The organism is Nocardia brasiliensis ATCC 700358, assembly GCF_000250675.2.
GTDB classification, from domain to species: domain Bacteria; phylum Actinomycetota; class Actinomycetes; order Mycobacteriales; family Mycobacteriaceae; genus Nocardia; species Nocardia brasiliensis_B.
Window position 1 is genome coordinate 3,257,709 of the sequence record NC_018681.1, and the last position, 20,358, is coordinate 3,278,066.

The window sequence follows — 20,358 nt, forward strand, 5'->3', positions numbered from 1 at the left end:
ATCCTCGTCGAGCGCGCCCCCTCGGTGGCGAACCCGTTGTTCCGGCAAACCTAAACAGCCGGTGTGGAGCTCGGAAGCGCACTTCGTGGAGATCCTGTGCAGGTAGGGTCCCGGCAATGGCGAAGATTGCTTTCCTGGGGACCGGCCGGATGGGCGCGGGGATGGCGGCGCGGCTGATCGCCGCGGGGCACGACGTCGCGGTGTTCAACAGATCGCCGGAGAAGGTCGCGGACCTGGTAGCCGCGGGCGCGGCCCGGGCGCAGACACCGCGTGCTGCGGCCGAGCAGGCCGACGCCGTCTTCGCGATGGTCGCCGACGATGCCGCCTCGCGCGCGGTGTGGCTCGGCGCGGAGGGTGCCCTCGCGGCGGCGGGCGCGCCCGGCCGATTCGCGATCGAGTGCTCGACCCTGTCCCGGCCCTGGGTGCTCGAGCTCGCGAAACAGGCCGCGACGCAGGGATTCCGGTACATCGACTCGCCGGTCACCGGGCTGCCCACAGCTGCGGCGGCCGGAGAGTTACGCCTGCTGATCGGGGCCGCGCCCGCGGACCTCGACGCGGTGCGCCCGCTGCTGGAACCGTTGTGCGGCAGCATCGTTCACTTCGGTGAGGTCGGCGCGGGCACCGCGTACAAACTGGTGCAGAATCTGCTGGGCTCGGTGCAGATCGCCGCGACCGCGGAGGCGCTGCGGATCGCCGAACTCAGCGGACTCGACCTGCCCGCGGTGGTCGACACCCTCGCGCTGAGCGTCGCGGCCAGTCCGACGGTGACGCGGGTCAGCCGGTTGATGCTGGACGGCGTGCACGACCGCGATATCGCGTTCACGGCCGCGCTGCGCTTGAAGGACACCCGCATCGGGATGGAACTCGCCGAGGCCGTGCACGCGCCCGCCGCGCTGGGGCGTGCCGCCTTCGACCTCTTCGGGCGGCTCGTCGAGGCGGGCCACGGTGAGCTCAACGAAACCAAGGTCATCGATCTTTTACGGGAATGATCGCGCCGAGCGCCTAGACTTCGTTTCGAAAAGGAAGGACAGCTCATGAAGCGGAACCTGAATTGCCCGTGTGGCGAGGCGATCGTCGGCGTGGACGAGGACGATCTCGTCGAGAAGACACAGGCTCACCTCGCCGCGAACCATCCGGGGCACGAGTACTCGCGCGACGAGATCCTGTTCATCGCTTACTGATCGAAGCGTGCATAGCGGCCGCTGCGCCGCTGCGGGCGAACTGGGGAGGAGTGGGGACATGCCACTCCTCGTCCCGGTACGCCCTCAGTTCTAGTGCCGCACAGGCTATTTCATAATCACGCTCACTTCTGCCGGGCGCGCGGGTCGCGGCCGGGTGCGCCGCGCCGTCGACTGCTTCGTTTGCGCGACATATTGTCTCGATTACATTCGAGCTCGAGTGACCTCGCCGCAGCGCGAGTCGGATCCCCACACCGTGTGAAACGGCAAATCCATTGCCGCGCAGCCGTGCCGGCCGTTCGCGCTGTATCCCGCCGCCGTCGCGCCCGCCGCGCGGCTCCTCCGAAGTGGGGTCCCTGTGAACCGCAAACTTTCTGTGCCCATCGTCGCCGCCTGCCTGGTCCTCGCCCTCGGACCCGGTTCACTGGCCGTAGCGACGCCCCTGTCCGGTCTGCCCGAAGCGGCCCAGGCCGCGCCCTACTGTTACGAGGAGCCGTCGCAGCCACAGGCCGATATCAGCGACCTGAAAGCTCGCTTCAATCGGTCCAATTGGATGCCGACGCTGCAGGCCATGTACAAGCGGCGCTGGCCGAGCGGGGAGAAGCTGGCGATCGCCCAGGCCAAGGACAAGTACTGGAATCAGTTCGTGGACACCAGCAGTTTCGACGCGTTCGCGGAATCGATGATGGTGGCGATCCACGAGGAGACGCATATGTGGGATCTGGACGGGGCGCGCACCGTGTGGGATGTGCGCACCGCGTCGTGGGTCAACGCCACCCAGCAGATCCTGGACATTCCGCTGCACGGCGGGTTCCCGCGCAAGGAGATCCTGCCGCTGATCAAGGACAAGCTCAGCGACGACATGGACGGCATCTACCTGCGGGACCGGCAGCAGGGCGACTATCGCCTGCAAGGCGTCCTCGCCGAGTTGAACGCGGGGCTGACCGGTCTGCCCGCGGTCACCGTGGTGCAGGAGTACATCAAGGGGATCGGTGCGAGCAATGCCCGCGACATCGCCGCGACCAATCTGCGGTACCTGCTGCTGTACTTGCGTGTCGCCAAGGACAAGCACCCGGACTACTGGGCGAAGATCAAGAACGAACCCAAGGTGCGTGAGCTGGTGCTGACCCAGTTCCTGCGCACCGCTTACTGGTTGGAGAAGTCCGCGCCCTACACCGGGAAGCTCGGCAGTCCGGACGCGGACAAGATCACCGCGAAGAACTATGCCCCGGAGAACATCTCGATTCTCGAGGAATTCACCGGACGCAAGGTGCGCACCGACGCGCAGAAGAATTGCACCGTCTCCTGAACGGGCCCGGCCGGGATCGCCGACGGTGCTCCCGGCCGTTCGGGATCAGCGGTGTTCCGGCACGACCTCGCTCGGCGCGGCGTCGACGGGCGGGGTGTGGGCCGCATCGGTCAGCTCGCCGCGGCGCACGACCACCACGCCGGTGAGAATCAGGATGCCGCCGAGCAATTGGATCGCCCGGGGCGCCTCGCCGAGCAGCACCCAGGCGAAGGCCAGCGCGGCGAGTACCTCGAACAGGGCGACGAACGAAGCGAGCCGGGAGCCGAGCAGGCGGGTGGCGACGATGCCGGAGACGTAGGCCAGGGCCGCGGTCACCGTGCCCAGGATCAGCAGCACCGGCCAGGGGGATGCGGTGAAGTCCTGGAAGACAACGGGATTCGTGGTGGCGTGCAGCGGGACGAGCCCGATCGCACCCGCGGCGAGCAGCGTGAGTCCGCCGATGAGCAGCGCGCCCGCCGCGAGGACGGTGCCCGGCAGCGTGCCCTCGCCCTGTGCGGAGAGCACGAAGTACGCGGCGGCGCCGATCATGGCGGCCAGGGCCCAGGCGATGCCGACCCAGCTGGTGGACAGCCCGGACCGCAGGTCGATCACGAGGGCGAGGCCGACGATGCCGAGTAGGCCGCCCGCGACGGTGGCGACGCCGGGGCGCTGCCGATGGCGCAGCCAGAGCCAGCCGACCACCGCGATCGGGGCGGTGTACTCGATGAGCAGCGCTACCCCGACCTCCATCTCGGCGACCGCGTTGAAGTAGGCCAGCTGTGTGCCCGCCACGGCCAGCAAGCCGTAGGCGATGATCAGGGATGCGTTGCGGCGCAACAGCTGCCAGTCGCCGCGCAGCTGGACGACGGCGATCGGCAGCAACACGACGGCGGCGATGAGCACCCGGACCGCCACCACCGACGCGGCGCTCCATCCCGCGTTCATCAAGCCGCGCGCCAGGGAGCCGGAGAGTCCGAACGACGACGCGGACAGCAGCGCGAAGAGCAGCCCGGATCGCAAACGCCGCCGTACGGCACTGTCATGAGCAATGGTCGTCATGGGTAATGACGCTAAGGCGGTGTATGTAAGATGTCAACATGACTTTTGCTCATGACACCGAGGTATCGCTGCTGGCCGCGGTCGAGCTGGTCAATTCGGCCGAAGAACCCGATACACTGACCGAAATCGCCCAGCTGGAAGAGTTTTTCGTCAGGCACGTCTACACCGGCGTGCGGACCGGCGACGCCGCCGAACTCGCGGCGGTGCGCGCGCAGCGCGCCCCGCTGCGCACGCTGCTGACCAGCGATCGGGACACCGCGGTGCGGTTGGTCAACGAGACCCTCGCCAAGCATCGGGCAACGCCGCAACTGGTCCGCCACGACGGGTTCGACTATCACATCCACGCAGTCTCGCCGGACGCGCCGCTACCGGTGCGCATCGCGGTCGAGACCGCGATGGCGATGGTCGACCTCATCCGCTCCGACGAGCTGAGCAGGCTCTCGCTCTGTGCCGACAGCGCGTGCGAGGGCATCGTGCTCGATCTGTCCCGCAATCGATCCCGGCGCTACTGCAGTACCGCGTGCGGCAACCGCAACGCGGTCGCCGCTTATCGGGCGAGGCGGCGCTAGGGCTGGCCGATGGTGTGTTCCTCCACCGAGGTGCTGCATCCGGTGCCGTTGAGATCGAGGTAGAGCGCGCGTTCGGTGACCGACAGGGTGACGGTGTTGCGGCGTTCGACGGCGGCGACGGCCGCGTCGATGAAGTCCCGGTCGAAGCTGTAGAGCGGGATCTCGGCGGCACGGTGGATGCGCTTTCCGGCGAGCTGTGCGAGCACCTTCGCCGGATCGCGATGGGTGTAGACGGCGGTGCGTTCGGCCGCCTTGCTGCCGCGGTGCAGCCGTTCGGCGTCCGGGGCGCCGACCTCGATCCAGGCGAGGAGCCGGCCGGTGAGGTCGCGCACCAGCACCGCCGGTTCTTCGGTGGAGGACACGCCACCGTCGCTGAACGCGATGCCCTCCTGATATTCGAGGCAGTAGGCCAGCAGCCGGGTCAGCATGAACTCCGCGGTTTCGGACGGATGCCGCGCCAACCGCAGGTCCAGTTCCTGGTAGACGTCGCGATCGACGTCGGCCAGCTGGACGGTGAAGTTGTGCAGGGTTGCGCTGAGGGCCATAGGGCCAGGAGCTTAGTTCGGCGGCCAGAGCACCGGCTCGGCCGGGCAGAGGCTGGCCGAGCGGGTGGTCGGCACCGGTCCGGTACCGGGGGCGAACACCCACTGGGTGATCGGTCCGGCCGCCTGCCAGCGCAGCGCGCCCGCCCCGTCCGCGACCACCTGGTACACGGCCGCGCTACCGTCGATCAGCTGACTGCCTACGCAGTAGTCGTTGTATTCGGTGCCCGGTTGCTGCGCGCCGAGGCTGAACGTGCCGGTGGGGCGGGTGCGCGAACCGGGATTCGCGACGGTGCTCGGTGCGCCGGTGGCCGCGCCGCGCACCCAGACCGGTGTCCCGTGATCGGTCGCGCAGCTGAAGATCCGGCCGCCGGCCGTCACCTGCGCACCTTGTGCGTAATCCGTTCCGGCCCACAGGCATGCGGTGGCGGGCGCGGCGGTCGCGCTGCCCGCCGCGGCCCCGACCAACCCGAGTGCGGCGAGCGCCGCCACGGACGCGGCCATGCCGCGACGCCACCGCGTCGGCGCGGCCTGACCCATGACTTCACCAGCGAGAGAATCGTTTTCCACGTTGCCCATGCCTCGAAGGTAGGAATCGAACGGCCTCGCCCGAATCCCACCGCAGCGCCATTCCGGGCTGATACTGCGGTGGTAGGGGTGCAACCCGGATAACACCCCTGACCGGAACCCGGAGTGGCGCGGGCGTTCCCGCGCCCGCGACGGACGGAAAGCCCAGCTGGCGACTCGGCCGGCGGCCGCACGGACCCTGACCGCGATTCCGGCACCGGCGGCCGATCCTCAGGCGGTACGGGAAAATTCAGGGCGGCGGGACGTGAGTCCGCGGCTAGTTCAGCGCCTGTAGCACGCCGTCGGCTACGGCGTAGGTGCCGATGAACAGCTTCAGCATCCAGTGCACGCCGTGCAGCGCGGCGATAGCCCGGGGCACGCCGGCTTCCTGTCCGAGGAAGACCGCGACCGGCACCCCGGCGATCAGACCGAGTACCGCGCCGAGCACCGCCGCGCCGGGCAGGTCGCCGACGCCGCTGACCGCGACGATGCCCGCGAGCGCCACGGCCAGCACGGCATGTCCGGCCGAGCTGAGCAGCACCGTCCGGGTGGAGCAGGTGTCGTTCGTGCGATACCCGAGCGGTGTCGCGATCTCCGGCAGGAACGCCCGAAACATCGCGTCCAGCAAGAACATCAGCAGGACGGCGACCGGAAAGGTCCAGAGCGAATCGGCGGCGATCGCCGGTCCTGCGATGGCGAGCACGGGATATCGGTGGCGGTCGAAGCTACTGGGCGAGCTGTTTCACCAAGCGATAAAGGAACTCACGGCTGGCTTCCAGCCCGGCGATCGGCGCGCGCTCGTTGATGCCGTGAATTCGCCCGGCGTCGGCGGGCACCATGAACAATCCGCTCACCCCGTACATCGGGATGCCTTTGCTCCGTGCGTACTTGCTGTCGGTCGCGCCGGTGGACATGAAGGAACTGACGGCCGCGGTGGGAAACAGTTCCTTGGTCAACGACGTGACCGCGGCGAGCACGTCGCCGTTGATCGGCGAGATACCGCCCGCCGGATCGAGATTGCGGGTGATGGTCAGCTTGCCGCCGTCGGCGAACGCCGCGCGCAACTGCTTGTCGATGTCGTCGGGGTTGTCCTGCGGGAGAATTCGGCAGTTGACCGTCGCCTTGGCCTTCTGCGGCAACGCGTTCTCCGCCTCGCCCGCGGTGAGCATGGTCGCCACGCAGGTGGTCCGCAGCTGGGCGTTGTACTCGGGCAGGGCCGAAAGCCGTTCGATCGCCTCCGGACTCGGGTTGCCCGCGGCGACCGCGCGCATGTCCTCGGCTTCCGGCCCGCTGCGACTGGCGGCCAGCGCGCCGAAGTTGTCCCGGGTCGCGTCGCTGAGCGAGGCCGGGAACCGGTAGGCGGCAAGGCGATTCAGCGCGGCGCCGAGGGTGTAGATGGCGTTGTCCGGCGTCGGCACCGAACTGTGCCCGCCGTTCTCCTTGGCTTCGACCTGGTAGGTCACATAGGTCTTTTCGGCCACCTGCACGCCCTGCAGAGTGGGTTTGCCGTCGACGAGCAGAGCCCGGCCGCCTTCGTTGAGCCCGTATTCGGCGCTCATCAGGTCGGCTTTGTTCTCCATCAGCCATTTCGCGCCGTTGTCTTTACCGGCCTCTTCGTCCGCGGTGAGCGCGAGCACGATATCCCGGTTCGGCTTGAACCCCTCGCGCTTCAGCTGCATCAGGCCGGACACCAGCGCCGAGACCATGGCTTTGTCGTCGATCGCGCCGCGGGCCGCGTAGAAGCCGTCCACCTCGGTGAGCTTGTACGGATCGGTGGTCCAGCCGTCCTCGCGCTTGGCCTCGACCACGTCGAGGTGGCCGAGCAGCAGCAACGGTTTGCGCTGGCCGGTGCCGGTGAAACGGAGCACCAGGTTGCCCTTGCGGGCCACGGGCTCGAAGATCTGGATATCGGACTCGGCGAATCCGGCGTCGAGCAGCCGCCGTTTGACCGCGTCGGCGGCCACGGTGGTGCTGCCGGTGGAATGTGAGGTATCCGTCTCCACCAACTGTTTGTAGATCTCGTGGAAGAGTTTCGTATTGTCCTGCGTCGTCGCGCTCGACGACGAGTTCGTCTCGTTCTTCGCGGCGGAATCGGAATCCGAGCTGCAGGCGGATGCGGTGAGCGCCGCGACAAGTCCCAGTGCGGCCACCGAAATCAACGGGGTACGGCGACTGAATACAGACACGTGCTGAAGCTAGCACGGCCCCTGGTGCTTCGCGGGGGGAACGACTATCGCGCCTAGGTGGTCGGTTCCAGCTGGTAGGCGGCGGCCTGCAGGGCGAACAGTTGCGCGTACCCGCCGTCCGCGGCCATGAGTTCACCGTGTGTTCCCACCTCGGCGATGCGGCCGTGGTCGAGCACGACGATCTTGTCGGCGTGCCGGATATTGGCCAGGCGGTGGGTGATCAGGATGGTGGTGCGGTTGCCCGGCTCCCGGCCGTTGCCGCGGCTGAGTTCTTGCAGGGACTCGAACACCGCGTGCTCGGCGCGCGCGTCCATGGCCGCGGTCGGCTCGTCCGCCACCAGCACCGGCGCGTCGCGAAAAAGCCCGCGCGCCACACTGATTCGCTGCCACTGGCCACCGGACAGATCCCGGCCCCTGGCGAAGCGCCGGGAAAGGACGGTCGCCTCGCCCGACGGCAGCTCGTCGATGACCGCGTCCGCACCGGACTTTCGTGCCGCCTCGCGCAGCGCCGCCGCCGGATCCACGCACTCGATCCGGCCGATGCGGATGTTGTCCCGCGCGCTCATCGGCCAGCGCGCCGGATCCTGCATGACCACCGCGACATTGCGGTAGATCGACTGCTCGTCGACGGTGGCCAGGTCGACCCCGTCCCAGCACACCCGGCCGGTCGTCGGTAGGTACAGGCCGGTGAGCAGGCGAGCCAAAGTGCTTTTGCCCGAGCCGTTCTCGCCGACCAGGGCGACGACCTCACCGCGCCTGATGGATAGCTCCACCGTCCGCAACGCGGGTTCGTCCTGACCCGGGTACGTGAACGAGACCGCGTGGAGCGTGATCTCGTGCGGGTCGGCCGGGGCGGTGCGGTGCGAGACGGGCCGCGTGCGCCGCTGCGTCTGCTCCAGCAGGTTCGAATAGAAATCGAGATAGAGGATGTTCTCGTACAGGCTGTTCACGCCGATCATGGTCTGCGACAAAGCGGCAGTGGCCATCCGCATCGCGACGACCGCGGTGCCGGCCAGAGCCAGGGGCAGTGCGTCGAGGTAGAGCAGCAGTCCGAGTACGCCGTAGGCGGCGCCGGTGCCGAGACCGGCGATCGCGCGCCCGGCCAACCGCACCCGTGCCTTCGCCAGTTCGACCCGGCTGGTCTCCGTGGTGATCTGGGTGCTGATCCGGCGATACTCGCCGAGCAGGGCCGGGCCCGCGGTACACGCGCGCAGTTCGGCGGCGGTCTCCCGATCGGAGAGCAGTTCGCTCGCGAGCGCCGTGCGCAGCTGCCGGGTCACCAGGCGCACATACGACTGATAGGAGAGTTTCGCGGCGCGGGCCGAGGCCCATACGTCGGGCAGCACCGCCAGCAGTACCAGCGGGGCGAGCGCGGGATGCAGCACCGCGGCCGCGCCCACCGCCGCACATACGTGGACGAGCGCGCCGGACAGATCGGTGATCGCCTCGACGCAACGGCCGATGCTGCCCATTCCGCGTTGCAGGCCCTGCCGGACCAGGTCGGCGTACTCGCTGTCCTCGAAAGCGATCAGGTCGACGCGGGCGATGGCGGTGTGCGCCCGGTCCCGCGCCCGCTGTTCGACCCGCGGCTTCAGCAGGGCTTCGGCTGTGGCGGTGCCGCTTTCGATGAGCGCGCGGGCCGCGAGCGCGGCGACGACCGCGCCGACCGCGGGCAGCGCCGACACCACCCGGTGCGACGTCGGCCCCTGCGCGAGCAAGGTGGTCAGGACATCGGCGGTGGCCAGCAACCCGAACGCGGTCGCGGCGCCGCTCGCCACCGCGAGCACCGCCGTGAGCAGGGTCCAGCGCCGGGAAGCCTGCCAAGCCAGGCCGATCACCACGCGGGCGCCGGCGGGCAAGGCGAGCAGCGTGCGCCCCAGCCCGGCCTCGGCCACCTGTTTGTCCACTGTCATCCAGCTCGGTGTGCTCAGCTCGTCCACGCCGACGAGCGGGTCGCCCGCGGATTCGGTTGTACCCATGCGGTTCTCGGCCTTCGTCGCGTCGCCCCGTAGTCGCACCACCGATCCAGGTTGGTCCGTCGGTGCTCCCGCCCGGCAGAGGCGGCGGCCGGGAAAGATCGGGAAATCGTCCCGGCTCGCCGGGGCCGGCTGCTCTGTCGCCCAGGGATTCCCGTGCCGCACGGTGGGAGACGTGTATTCCACGGCGGTAGCCGAAGGCGCCTGTCCCTCCGACGACTGCAGTAGCTATCCGATGTGCAAGACCACCGAACGGACTTGCTGAAAGAAGGAACCATGTCCGCACCAGTTGATGATTTCGATCTCGATATCCGGATCGGCGACCCGAGCCGATTGCTCGACCCGGCCATGGCCGCGCGGACCTCGGATTTCGAGACGTGTGCCGATTCGCATTGCGCGACCTGCGGCTCCGCCTGCAATACCGAGCATCCGCCGCGCTGTACCAAGTACTGCTGACCTCTAGGAGAACGAAATGTCCGTGCCCGTAGACGAATTCGACCTGGACATCCGCATCGGCGACCCGGCCCGCGTGGTCGAGCCCGGGATGGTGACGAAAACGACCGACGCCGAGTGGTGCAGCGATTCGCACTGCCCGACCTGCGGTACGACCTGTCCGACGCACCACGGCCCGCGGTGCACGGCCAACTGCTGACCACGAGGAGGCGAGATGTCTTACCCGGTAGACGAATTCGATCTCGACGTGCGGCTCGGTGAGCTTTCCGGTGCGGTGCCGGAATACGGGACGACGGCGGCCTATCCGCCGCCTACCACGGTGCACTGCCCGACCGACCGCAGCAGGTGTTGCCCCCTGCCCGGTGTCGATTTCGAGTACTGAGAGGAACCGCCGGAATGAACGCGGACCGTGCGTCGGTGATCGTCGATGAACTCCACCCGGCCGGGCGGCCGTGGCGCAGCCTGTTGCCCGCCGACCTGGCGGCATCGGCGATCGCCGTATCCGTGGAAGTCGGGAAACGGCTGCGGGATACGGCATCGACGCCGGAGTCGGGCAGCGCGGGGTGCGCCGTGTTGTTCGACCAGCTGGACCGGCTGGGGCCGGACCACGGTTGGGCGGTGCATTCGCATGCCTGCCTGACCGCTGCCGCGCGCACCGCCGAACGGGCCGAGCGCGGACGGCTCGGCCTGTTCGGCGGATTGTGCGAGGTGGCCTTCGCCGCCGACGCGTTGTCCCGCGACGGCACCCGCTATCAGCGGCTGCTCGATGACCTGGACGAGGTGATCGCCCGGGCGGCGGCCGCGCTCGGCGCGACGATCGCCGCGCAACCCACCGGCCTGCCGTCGGCGGCCTTCGATGTGATCGCCGGATTGGCCGGTGCCGGAGCTTATCTGTTGCGCCGCACGGGCCGGCCGCACATCGATGACGCCCTGCGCGAGGTGCTGGCGGGACTCACAGCTTTGTGCGGCACCAGCGATGGTGTCCCGAACTGGCACACGCTGCCCGCCGCGATGGTGCCGAACAGCCCGATGGCCCGTGCCTATCCCACCGGTGTGTTCAATTGCGGGCTGGCGCACGGTGTCCCGGGCCCGCTGGCGGTGTTGGCGCTCGCCGAGTCGGCGGGTATCTCGGTACCCGGTCAGCGTGCGGCGGTCGCACGGGTCGCGCACTGGTTGGTCGCGCAGCGCCGCGACGACGCGTGGGGGCCGAACTGGCCGACGGGGGTGGCGCTGCCGGATCCGACCGGCACGGCGCCGACCGCCTACGGCCCCACACACAACGCGTGGTGTTACGGCAGCCCGGGCGTCGCACGAGCGCTGTGGTCGGCGGGCGCGGCACTGGCCGATCCGCAGCTCGGCGAGCTCGCGGTCCGCACCCTGCGCGCGGTGTATCGCCGCACGCCGGACGCGCGACGGATCGACGGGTCGCCCGGCCTGTGCCACGGCGTCGCCGGCCTGTTGCAGATCACCTTGCGTTTCGCCGCCGACACCGGCGATCCCGACTGTGTCGCCGCGGTGCCCGTCTTGACCGCTCGGCTGCTCTCGATGTTTCAGCCGGAACGCCGGTACGGCTATCTCTCGATCGCCGAAAACGGCCCCACCGCAGACGATCCCGGGCTGCTGGACGGTGCGGCGGGCGTCGCGCTCGCGCTGCTCGCCGCCGCCACCGACCTCCCACCGACGTGGGACCGAACCCTGCTGCTGTCTTGACCCGGGCCTCGACGATGACGTGGGGGAGCGTGTTGCCCGCGGCGATGGCGGCCGAGGCGGTCGCGGTCGCGCGGACGGTCGCGCGCCGCCTCGCGGCGCCGGAGAGCCTGCCGCCGTTGCCGGACCGGCCGGCTCTGCTGCGCGACGGCGCATCCGGCGCCGCCGGATGCGCGGTGCTGTTGAGCCGATTCGACGGCAGCGAAGGGGAGCGCGCCGCCCACCGCTGCCTCACCGCGGCCGTACGCGAGCTGGAGCACGCCGACGTCCGGCCGCCTGGCATGTTCGACGGGCTGACCGGCTTGGCGTTCAGCGCATTGCTGTTGTCACGTAACGGGACTCGCTATCAACGCCTGCTCGCCGAGCTGGACCGCGGCATCGTGCGTGACGCGACGAGTCGCGCGGCGGTGCTGGCGCACGCCCGGCACGGTCTGCCGTTCGAGTCGTTCGACCTCGTCTCCGGTATCACCGGCACCGGCGCATACCTGTTGCGGCGCAACGCCTACCCCGCCGCACTGCGTTCGGCGCTGACCGGTCTGGTCGCAGTGTGCCGCTGGGATACCGACCTGCCCAACTGGCACACTCCGGCTTGGAGTATCGCACCGAAAACCCCGATGGCAGAGTCCTTCCCCGGTGGCGTGCTGAACTGCGGTCTCGCCCACGGTGTGCCGGGGCCGTTGGCGCTACTGTCGCTGGCCGAGCTGTCCGGCATTTCCGTGCCCGGGCAGGGGGAAGCGATCGCGGTCGTCGGGCATTGGCTGGCCGCGCACCGCGCCGACGACGCGCACGGGCCCAACTGGCCGACCGGTATCCCGCTGCCGGGTACCGCCGCGGTCGAGACGCGATCGCGCAATGCCTGGTGTTACGGCGGACCGGGCGTCGCACGCGCACTCTGGCTGGCGGGCAACGCGATCGATGACACCGAGCTGCGGTCGCTCGCGGTCGAGGCCATGCTCGCGGCATCGAGCCGGTTCGCGGCGACAGCCGAGACGGACCCGGCACCCGGACTCTGTCACGGCGTCGCGGGTCTGCTCCAGATCATGTTGCGCTTCGCACACGACACGGGCGATCCGCGATTCGCCCGTGCCGCAGTGGAACTGACCGACCGGTTGCTCGCGCGGTACGACCCGGCGCACCGGTTCGGCTTCCGCTGTGCCGGCGAGCTGCCCGCGGATCGGCCCGGCCTGCTCGACGGCGCCGCGGGGATCGCGCTCGCCCTGCTCGCGGCGAGTACCGGCGAAATGCCGGACTGGGATCGAATGCTGTTGCTGGCGTGAGGAGATGAGATGGCGACGACCGGCTCGAACCTGTACCGGCCATTGGACTGGCTGGTGGTCCGTACCCCGCTGCTGCCCCTCGGGGAGTACCTGGCGCTCGGTGCCGATCCGGCCGCCGACTGGCCTGCCCGCACCGCCCCCGGCACGCTGGTGCCCGCCGATCCCCGGGTCCAGCGGTCGCTCGCGGTGGGCGGCGGGGAGCTGCTGCGGGCCTTGGAACGTCCGTGCGCCGACGTTCGCGCGCGGCAGCGCCTGGCCGGGAAGCTCCAGCGGTATCTGATCCGGATGTCCAGTCGGCCCACCCCCTTCGGCATGTTCGCCGGAGTCGGTCTCGCGGGCTGGGGTCCGGCTACCGACCTCGAGCTCGCCGACGCACCCGCCGTGCTGCGGACCAGGCCGGACATGGGCTGGCTGCTCGACTTCGTGCAGACGCTGGAGCAACGCGACGAGATCCGGGCGCAGCTGCGCCTGTGCAGCAATCCCGCTGCGTTCGTGCAGGCGGATCGGGTGTTTCTCAGCGAGCGCACCCCGATCGGAGAGGCCGCCGAATCGGGGCGTGCGATGTCGTTGCGCGCCACCACGCCGGTACGCCGGGCGCTGGAACGCGCGCGGACCCCGACGCGCTACCGCGATCTCGTGGACGAACTGGCCGCGGAACTCGGCGCGAGCGCCGACCGGGTGCGCGGTCTGCTGGACCAGCTGTGCGAACAGACCCTCTTGCTCACCGACCTGCGGCCGCCGGTCACCGCCGCCGATCCGGCGGGCTATGTTGCCCGCCGCCTCGCGGAGATTCCCGCCGCGGGTCCGGCCGCGGCCGCCCTCGGCGAGCTGCTCGAACAACTCGGCGACTGGGATCGGCTCGACCACGATCAGGCCGCCGCCGGGTACCCGAAACTACTGGATCGGGCGCACTCGGTGCATGCGGTGGCGACGCCGAAAGGACCGTTCCAAACCGACATGAGCAGACCGTTCACCGGGCGACAGGTGCACGCGGCGGTCGCGACCGAAGCTGTCCGTGCGGCCGAACTGACCATCCGGCTGAGTTCCTGGCCGGCCGGAACAGCCGAATTGGACAGTTACCGAGCGGCTTTCACCGAACGGTACGGTCCGGACCGGGAGGTGGGGCTGCTCGAACTGCTGGACCCGGAGATCGGACTCGGCGCACCGCGCAAGGCCGACAAGGGCGGGGCCGACGACGAGCGACGGCAGGTGCGCCACCGCACGCTGACCGATCTGGCGCTCGACGCGATCAGAGAGCGCAAGTCCGTCGTCGAACTCGACGCCGCGACCATCGCGAAACTCGAACTGCAGTCGGCCGAGCTGACGAAAGCGCCCGCCTCGCTCGACATTTCGCTGTTCGTGGTCGCGGATTCGGCGGCGGCGGTGGACGCGGGCGAGTTCCAGGTGGTGGTCGGACCCAACCTCGGGGCCTCGACAGCGGGCCGGGTGCTGGGCCGCTTCGCCGATCTGATCGGACCGTCGGCCGAACAGGCGTTGCACGAGGCGGCGGCAGCGGAGGCGCAGTGCCGGCCCGGGCGGCTGTGGGCCGAGGTCAGCTATCTGCCGCGACCCGGCCGGCTGGCGAATGTCACGATCCGCCCGCTGGCCCGCGCGTGGGAGTTGCCCTTCGACACCACGCCCGGCGCGCCGGCGGAGCGGGTGATTCCGTTGTCCGAGTTGGTGGTCGGACTGCGGAACGGCCGCTTCGTGGTGCGTTGGCCACGCACCGGGCAGGAGGTCGTCACCTGTGCCGGGCACATGCTCAACGCCCAGGTGGCGCCCGCGGTGGTGCGGTTCCTCGACGAGATCAACCGGGACGGCAGGCCGGTGCCGATGACCTTCGATTGGGGCCCGGCGACCGGTTTCCCGTTCCTGCCGCGGGTGCAGGCCGGCCGGGTCGTGCTGGCGCCGGCGCGGTGGCGCGTGCCCGCCGACGACCTGGCGCCGAAGGCGGCGGCCTCGTTCGCGGCTGCCTTCGCCGCGTGGCGGCAGCGCTGGCAGCCGCCGCGTCATCTGTATCTCGCGATGGCCGACCATCGCCTGCTGCTCGACCTGGACGCCCCGGATCAGGTCGAGCAGATCCGAGACGAGGCGCGGCGCACGCCCGGCGGCAAGCTGTATCTGGAGGAGGCATTACCCGGGCCCGGGCACGCGTGGCTGCCCGGCCCCGACGGCCACTACCTCAGTGAGCTGGTGGTGCCGCTGGTACGTACCGCCGTCGAGCCCGAACCCGTTCGCGGGCAGGCGCGTTCGGTGCCGCCGACCACCTCGGTGGCGCGGTTGCGGCCGCCGGGCAGCGATTGGCTGTTCGCCAAGCTCTATCACGTACCGACGTTCGAGGAGGATCTGCTCGCGCATCAGATCCGGGACTTCTGCGCGCAGGCCGTCGCGGACGGTTCGGCCGACAACTGGTTCTTCCTGCGCTATACCGATCCCGACCCGCACCTGCGGATTCGCTGGCACGGCGACCCGGACCGGCTGACCGATCGCCTGGCACCCGCGCTGTTGCGCTGGGGGTCGCGATTGGTCACCGACGGGTACTGCCGCAGAGTATCGGTGGACACCTACGACCAGGAGGTGGAACGCTACGGCGGTCCGGCGGGGACCGCGGTGGCCGAGGACCTGTTCGCCGCCGACAGCGCGGCGGTGCTGGAGCTGCTCGCGCTGGTCGATCGGCGCATCGTCACGCTGGACCGCAGGCTGCTGGCGATGGTCACGGTGGACGACCTGGTCACCGCGTTCGGCCTGACCCAGGCCGAGCAGATCGACCTGTACCGGAACGGCGTGCTCGAGCGGCGCGCCACCGCGGACGAATACCGCAGGGAGAATGCGACATTCAGGTCACTGCTCGGCGATCGGCGTTGGCTGGCGAGTCAGCCCGGGGGTTCCGCTGTCGCGGAGATCTTGAATCGTCGCCGAATTCTCTTGCAGGCGGCGGCATCCCGGCTCGACCTGCTCGCGAACCGGGGCGAACTCACCAGGTCGCGGCCGGAACTGGTGCGCAGCTTCGTGCACATGCACTGCAACAGGCTGCTCGGCTGCGGGCATCCGCCGGAGCAGCGGGTGCTCGGATTGCTGTGGCGCACCAGGGAAAGCCTGCGGCACGCACCGGTCGCGCTCAGCTGAGCGCGACCCCGAAGCCGGCCTCCCGCGCGCGCAGGATCGCGTTCGCGCGATCGCATACTCCGAGCTTGAGGAAGATCGCCGAAAGGTAGTTGCTCACCGTCTTGGAGGCCAGATGCAGCCGTCCCGCGATCGCCGCGTTGGACAGGCCCGCCGCGACCAGTTCGAGCACCTCGCGTTCGCGGACGGTGAGGTCGGCGAACGCGACGACCTCCACCGTGGCCGGCTGGGCGGTGATCCGCGCCAGCGCCTCGGCACTGCCCGGGCTGAACACCGCCCATCCGGCGGCCGCGCCGGCCACCGCCCGGACGATGCCTTCCGCGGTGCTGGACTTGTCGACATAGCCGCGTGCGCCCGCGTTGATCGCGGCGCGCACGGCGCCGTCGTCCTCGTCCATCCCGAACACCAGCACCGCCAGTCCCGGACAGGAGCGCAGGATATCGGTGATCACCCGGTGGGTCCGCTCCTGCGACAACAGCAGGCCGAGCACCACGACGTCCGGTCGCTCCCGCAGCGCCTGCCGGGTCAGTTCGCTGACCGTCGCCGCCTCCCCGACAATGGTGAATTCGGCAACCGCGGCCAGCATCGAGCGCAGACCAGCACGCACCACGGCGTGCTGGTCGGCCAGCACCACGGTGATCTGCGGAACCGGTGCTTCGGTCACCGAGTCGTCCTGCGCCACATGCCATCCGGCGCTCTGCGCCGACCGGAGCCGCCGGTGACCATTGCTCGTGTTCACGTCACCCCCGGACGGGTTCGAACGTCGGATGTCTCAACTGACTGAGAATGGCCGACGCCACCGCGCAGGGGAAGATCTCGGACCGCTGGTCGAACCTCGTCGCGTCGATCCGACGGCGGTGCGGCGCTCAGGTCAGAACTTTGACGCCCCGGACCGCCCGTAGTTCACCGAGCAGCGCCGGGCTGACGGTGACCGGGTAGTCCTCGATCGCCAGCATGGTCCGCCGCTGCCGGTAGCACAGCGCGAGGTGCACCGGCGTGCCACCGGGATGGGCCAGCAGCACCGACTTCAATTCCCGCATGCTGTCGCGATCGGTGTTGCGGGCGTTGATCTCCAGCGTCAGGGGTGCCTGCCGCCGGTGCTCGTCCAAGTGGGTCAGGTCCAGCGCGGCCAGGTGTGCGCCGAACAGCGCCAGTTTGTCCTCGCGCCAGTTCACCCTTCCTTCGACGACCACCACCGCGTCCACCATCAGATCCGCCGCGAACAGGCTGTAGCTCTTCGGGAAGAACAGCACCTCGACGGTGGCGTCGAGGTCTTCTATCACCGCGATCGCCCAGCTCTCGCCCTTCTTGTTGACGCGTCGCTCCAGTGCCGAGATCATGCCAGCGATGGTGACGGTTCCGTCCCGCGGCGGGTTGGCGAGCAGCGCCGCGATCGGCTTCGGGGCGTGCTTGCGCAACAGGTGATCGGCACCGTCGAGCGGGTGGCCCGAGACATACAGGCCCAGCATTTCGCGTTCCAGCCCGAGCAATTCGTCGCGCGGCCATTCCGGCGCGTCGAAGCTCAGATGTGCTAGGGGAGAGGATGATTCGGCTGCTGCGTCGCCGTCGCCGAACAGATCGAACTGGCCCATCGCCTGTTGGCGCTTCAGTCCGGTGACGGCATCCACCGCGTCCTCGTGAATATCGGCGAGCGCCCTGCGCGGGTGACCGAACGAATCGAACGCACCCGCCTTGATCAGCGATTCCAGCACGCGTTTGTTGCAGCAGACCAGTTCGGACTTCTCGACGAAATCCGCGAACGACGCGTATTTCCCTTTCCGCGTGCGGGTTTCGATGATCGACTCGACCACATTGGCGCCCACGTTGCGCACGCCGCCGAGCCCGAACCGGATGTCGGTGCCGACCGCGGCGAACCGCAGCGAGGACTCGTTGACGTCCGGCGCCAGCACCTTGATGCCGAGCTGGCGGCACTCGGACAGATAGATTGCCGACTTGTCTTTGTTGTCGGCGACCGAAGTCAGCAGTGCCGCCATGTATTCGGCGGGATAGTTGGCTTTGAGATAGGCCGTCCAGTAGCCGACCAGTGCGTAGCCTGCCGCGTGCGATTTGTTGAACGCGTATCCGGCGAACGGGAGCACGGTATCCCACAGGGCCTGCACCGCCTCGTCGGAGAAGCCGTTGTCCCGCATGCCCGCTCGGAAGCCCTCGAACTCCTTCTCCAGCACGTCGAGTTTCTTCTTGCCCATCGCCCGGCGCAGCACGTCCGCGCGGCCCATCGAGAACCCGGCGACCCGCTGCGCGATCTGCATGATCTGCTCCTGATACACGACCAGGCCATAGGTTTCGGCGAGGATGTCGCGCAGCGGCTCGGCGAGTTCGGCATGAATCGGCACGATCTGTTGCCGGTCGTTCTTGCGGTCGGCGTAGTTGTTGTGCGTGTTCATCGCCATCGGTCCCGGCCGATACAGCGCGTTGACCGCGACGATGTCCTCGAATCCGGTGGGGATCAGCCGCCGGAGCAGATCGCGCATCGCGGCGCCGTCGAGCTGGAACACCCCCAGGCTCTCGCCACGGCCCAGCAGCGCATAGGTTTTCGCGTCGTCGGTGCCGAGCGTGTCGAGATCGACCGTCTCGCCGCGATTGGCCCGGATGTTGTCGATCGCGTCGCCGATCACGGTGAGATTGCGCAGGCCCAGGAAGTCCATCTTGAGCAGCCCGACGGCCTCGCAGGACGGATAGTCCCAGCCGGTGATCATCGCGCCGTCTTCGCGCCGCCACAGCGGCACCACGTGCAGCAGCGGCTCCGCGGACATGATCACCGCGCAGGCGTGCACGCCGGCATTGCGGATCAGCCCTTCGAGGCCGCGCGCGGTATCCATGATGGTGGCGACGTCGCGATCGGTGTCGAGCAGCGCGCGCACCTCCGCCGCTTCCGGGTAGCGCTCGTGCGCGGGATCGGTGATACCGGACAGCGGAATATCTTTGGCCGCGACCGGCGGCGGCAGGGCCTTGGAAATGCGGTCCGCGATCGCGAAACCGGCCTGGCCGTAGTGCACGCGGGCCGAATCCTTGATGGCCGCTTTGGTTTTGATCTTGCCGAAGGTGATCACCTGGGCGACGCGGTCGGCCCCGTACTTCTCGGTCGCGTAGCGCACCATCTCGCCGCGCCGGCGATCGTCGAAGTCCATGTCGATATCGGGCATGGACATGCGTTCGGGATTCAGGAAGCGTTCGAACAGCAGCCCGTGCACGATCGGATCGAGGTTGGTGATGCCCATCGCGTACGCCACCAGCGATCCGGCCGCCGAGCCACGTCCCGGCCCGACCCGAATGCCTTCGGCGCGTGCGTGTTCCATCAGATCTGCGGTGATCAGGAAATACGCGGGAAAGCCCTTCTCGACGATGATGCCGATCTCGAACTCCGCCCGGTGCCGGTACTCGTCGGTGACCCCGCCAGGGAGCGGCCGGGCGAGACCGCGCATGACCTCCGCGTGGAACCACGAGTTCACGTCATGGCCTGGCGGCGGTGCGTAGACCGGCATCCGGTCCCGGTGTTGCCACACGTCGGCATAGGATTCGACCCGCTCGGCGATCGCGACGGTGTTGTCCGCCGCGCCCGGCACCTGCGCGTCCCAGTAGGCGCGCATCTCTTCGGCCGAACGCAGGTGGTAGCCGTCGCCGTCGAATTTGAACCGGGTCGGGTCGTTCAGGGTCTTCCCGGCTTGTACGCAGAGCAGCGCGGCGTGCGCCTCGGCTTGATCCTTGCGCACGTAGTGCGAATCGTTGGTGGCCAGCGGCGGCAGGTCGAGTTTGCGGCTGATCTCCAGCAGCCCGTCGCGCACCGATCGCTCGATGGGCAGGCCGTGATCCATCAACTCCACGAAAAAGCTTTCTCTGCCGAAGATGTCGCGATAGTCGGCGGCGGCCTGCATCGCCTCCGCGTGCTGTCCCAGGCGCAGGCGGGTCTGCACCTCGCCCGAGGGGCACCCGGTGGTGGCGATGATCCCGGCGGCGTGCCGGGCGATCAGCTCCCGGTCCATCCGCGGTTTGCGGTAGTAGCCCTCCATACTCGCCAGCGAGGACAACGCGAACAGATTGCGCAGGCCCTGCGCGGTGCGCGCGAGCATCGTCATGTGGGTGTACGCGCCGCCGCCCGAGACATCGCCGCCGATGCCCTCACCGTTGGCGCCGCGCTGACCCGACTGGCCCCAGAACACGGGCTTCTTGTGCAGCCTGCTGCCGGGCGCGACATACGCCTCGATGCCGATGACCGGTTTGATGCCGACTTTCGTGGCGTGCTGGTAGAACTCGTCCGCGCCGAACATGTTGCCGTGGTCGGTCATGCCCACCGCGGTCATGCCCAGGCGGGCCGCTTCGTCAAACAGCGGCTTGATCTTCGCCGCGCCGTCGAGCATCGAGTACTCGGTGTGCACGTGCAGGTGAACGAACGAAGACAACAGACGCCCTCCAAG

The 20,358-nt window shown here is 69.1% G+C and carries 18 protein-coding genes; 10 read left to right on the forward strand and 8 right to left on the reverse strand.

Annotation, left to right across the window (positions count from 1 at the left end):
- The first annotated feature begins 116 nt into the window (after positions 1–116).
- From O3I_RS14750 to O3I_RS14755, 3 genes are all read left to right on the forward strand, one after another.
- Positions 117–989, forward strand: coding sequence for an NAD(P)-dependent oxidoreductase (locus tag O3I_RS14750; RefSeq protein WP_014983728.1), 873 nt, complete (start codon positions 117–119; stop codon positions 987–989).
- Positions 990–1,034: 45 nt separating this feature from the next.
- Entirely contained in the window at positions 1,035–1,181 is a 147-nt protein-coding gene (locus O3I_RS43355) for a hypothetical protein (RefSeq protein ID WP_014983729.1), read from the forward strand.
- A gap of 355 nt (positions 1,182–1,536) precedes the next feature.
- The gene (locus O3I_RS14755) at positions 1,537–2,487 is read left to right on the forward strand and encodes a hypothetical protein (RefSeq protein WP_014983730.1); all 951 of its coding nucleotides are present in this window, start codon (positions 1,537–1,539) and stop codon (positions 2,485–2,487) included.
- 45 nt (positions 2,488–2,532) lie between these two features.
- Here O3I_RS14755 and O3I_RS14760 read toward each other — a convergent pair whose 3' ends face one another.
- On the reverse strand, positions 2,533–3,525 hold the full coding sequence (locus O3I_RS14760) for an EamA family transporter (RefSeq protein WP_041562614.1): 993 nt from the start codon (positions 3,523–3,525) through the stop codon (positions 2,533–2,535).
- A 38-nt stretch (positions 3,526–3,563) separates the two neighbouring features.
- Between O3I_RS14760 and O3I_RS14765 the strand changes: the two genes are divergently transcribed.
- The gene (locus O3I_RS14765; RefSeq protein WP_014983732.1) at positions 3,564–4,094 is read left to right on the forward strand and encodes a CGNR zinc finger domain-containing protein; all 531 of its coding nucleotides are present in this window, start codon (positions 3,564–3,566) and stop codon (positions 4,092–4,094) included.
- Here O3I_RS14765 and O3I_RS14770 read toward each other — a convergent pair.
- From O3I_RS14770 to O3I_RS14790, 5 genes are all read right to left on the reverse strand, one after another.
- Positions 4,091–4,639, reverse strand: a complete 549-nt coding sequence (locus O3I_RS14770) for a YaeQ family protein (RefSeq protein WP_014983733.1) — start codon at positions 4,637–4,639, stop codon at positions 4,091–4,093. The two genes, O3I_RS14765 and O3I_RS14770, sit on opposite strands and share 4 nt — an antisense overlap.
- A 12-nt stretch (positions 4,640–4,651) precedes the next feature.
- Entirely contained in the window at positions 4,652–5,215 is a 564-nt protein-coding gene (locus tag O3I_RS14775; protein WP_041562615.1) for a hypothetical protein, read from the reverse strand.
- 265 nt (positions 5,216–5,480) lie between these two features.
- Entirely contained in the window at positions 5,481–5,906 is a 426-nt protein-coding gene (locus O3I_RS14780; protein ID WP_014983735.1) for a hypothetical protein, read from the reverse strand.
- A 22-nt stretch (positions 5,907–5,928) separates the two neighbouring features.
- Positions 5,929–7,389, reverse strand: coding sequence for a M20/M25/M40 family metallo-hydrolase (locus O3I_RS14785; RefSeq protein ID WP_202804935.1), 1,461 nt, complete (start codon positions 7,387–7,389; stop codon positions 5,929–5,931).
- A gap of 53 nt (positions 7,390–7,442) precedes the next feature.
- Complete coding sequence (locus O3I_RS14790; protein WP_014983737.1) at positions 7,443–9,368, reverse strand: ABC transporter ATP-binding protein; 1,926 nt, start codon at positions 9,366–9,368, stop codon at positions 7,443–7,445.
- A 273-nt stretch (positions 9,369–9,641) separates the two neighbouring features.
- Here O3I_RS14790 and O3I_RS14795 point away from each other — a divergent pair, with 273 nt between their 5' ends.
- Genes O3I_RS14795 through O3I_RS14815 form a run of 6 tightly spaced genes read left to right on the forward strand, consistent with a single transcriptional unit; the run spans position 9,642 to position 15,928 of the window.
- Entirely contained in the window at positions 9,642–9,821 is a 180-nt protein-coding gene (locus O3I_RS14795) for a hypothetical protein (protein WP_041562616.1), read from the forward strand.
- A 16-nt stretch (positions 9,822–9,837) separates the two neighbouring features.
- Positions 9,838–10,017 carry an FDLD family class I lanthipeptide gene (locus O3I_RS14800; RefSeq protein WP_041562617.1) on the forward strand — a complete coding sequence of 60 codons (180 nt, stop codon included), beginning with the start codon at positions 9,838–9,840 and terminating at the stop codon, positions 10,015–10,017.
- 15 nt (positions 10,018–10,032) lie between these two features.
- Entirely contained in the window at positions 10,033–10,200 is a 168-nt protein-coding gene (locus O3I_RS45530) for a hypothetical protein (protein WP_156161479.1), read from the forward strand.
- A 14-nt stretch (positions 10,201–10,214) separates the two neighbouring features.
- On the forward strand, positions 10,215–11,528 hold the full coding sequence (locus O3I_RS42635) for a lanthionine synthetase C family protein (RefSeq protein ID WP_014983738.1): 1,314 nt from the start codon (positions 10,215–10,217) through the stop codon (positions 11,526–11,528).
- A 14-nt stretch (positions 11,529–11,542) separates the two neighbouring features.
- A complete protein-coding gene (locus tag O3I_RS14810) occupies positions 11,543–12,802 on the forward strand; it encodes a lanthionine synthetase C family protein (RefSeq protein ID WP_081593990.1) in 1,260 nt (419 codons plus the stop codon).
- A gap of 9 nt (positions 12,803–12,811) precedes the next feature.
- On the forward strand, positions 12,812–15,928 hold the full coding sequence (locus O3I_RS14815; RefSeq protein ID WP_014983740.1) for a lantibiotic dehydratase: 3,117 nt from the start codon (positions 12,812–12,814) through the stop codon (positions 15,926–15,928).
- Here the strand turns inward: O3I_RS14815 and O3I_RS14820 are convergent.
- Together O3I_RS14820 and dnaE are read right to left on the reverse strand one after the other, a co-directional pair.
- On the reverse strand, positions 15,921–16,589 hold the full coding sequence (locus O3I_RS14820; RefSeq protein ID WP_041563818.1) for a response regulator transcription factor: 669 nt from the start codon (positions 16,587–16,589) through the stop codon (positions 15,921–15,923). The genes O3I_RS14815 and O3I_RS14820 overlap by 8 nt on opposite strands.
- A 202-nt stretch (positions 16,590–16,791) precedes the next feature.
- A complete protein-coding gene (gene dnaE, locus O3I_RS14825; protein WP_202804977.1) occupies positions 16,792–20,346 on the reverse strand; it encodes a DNA polymerase III subunit alpha in 3,555 nt (1,184 codons plus the stop codon).
- Between the last annotated feature and the right edge of the window lie 12 nt (positions 20,347–20,358).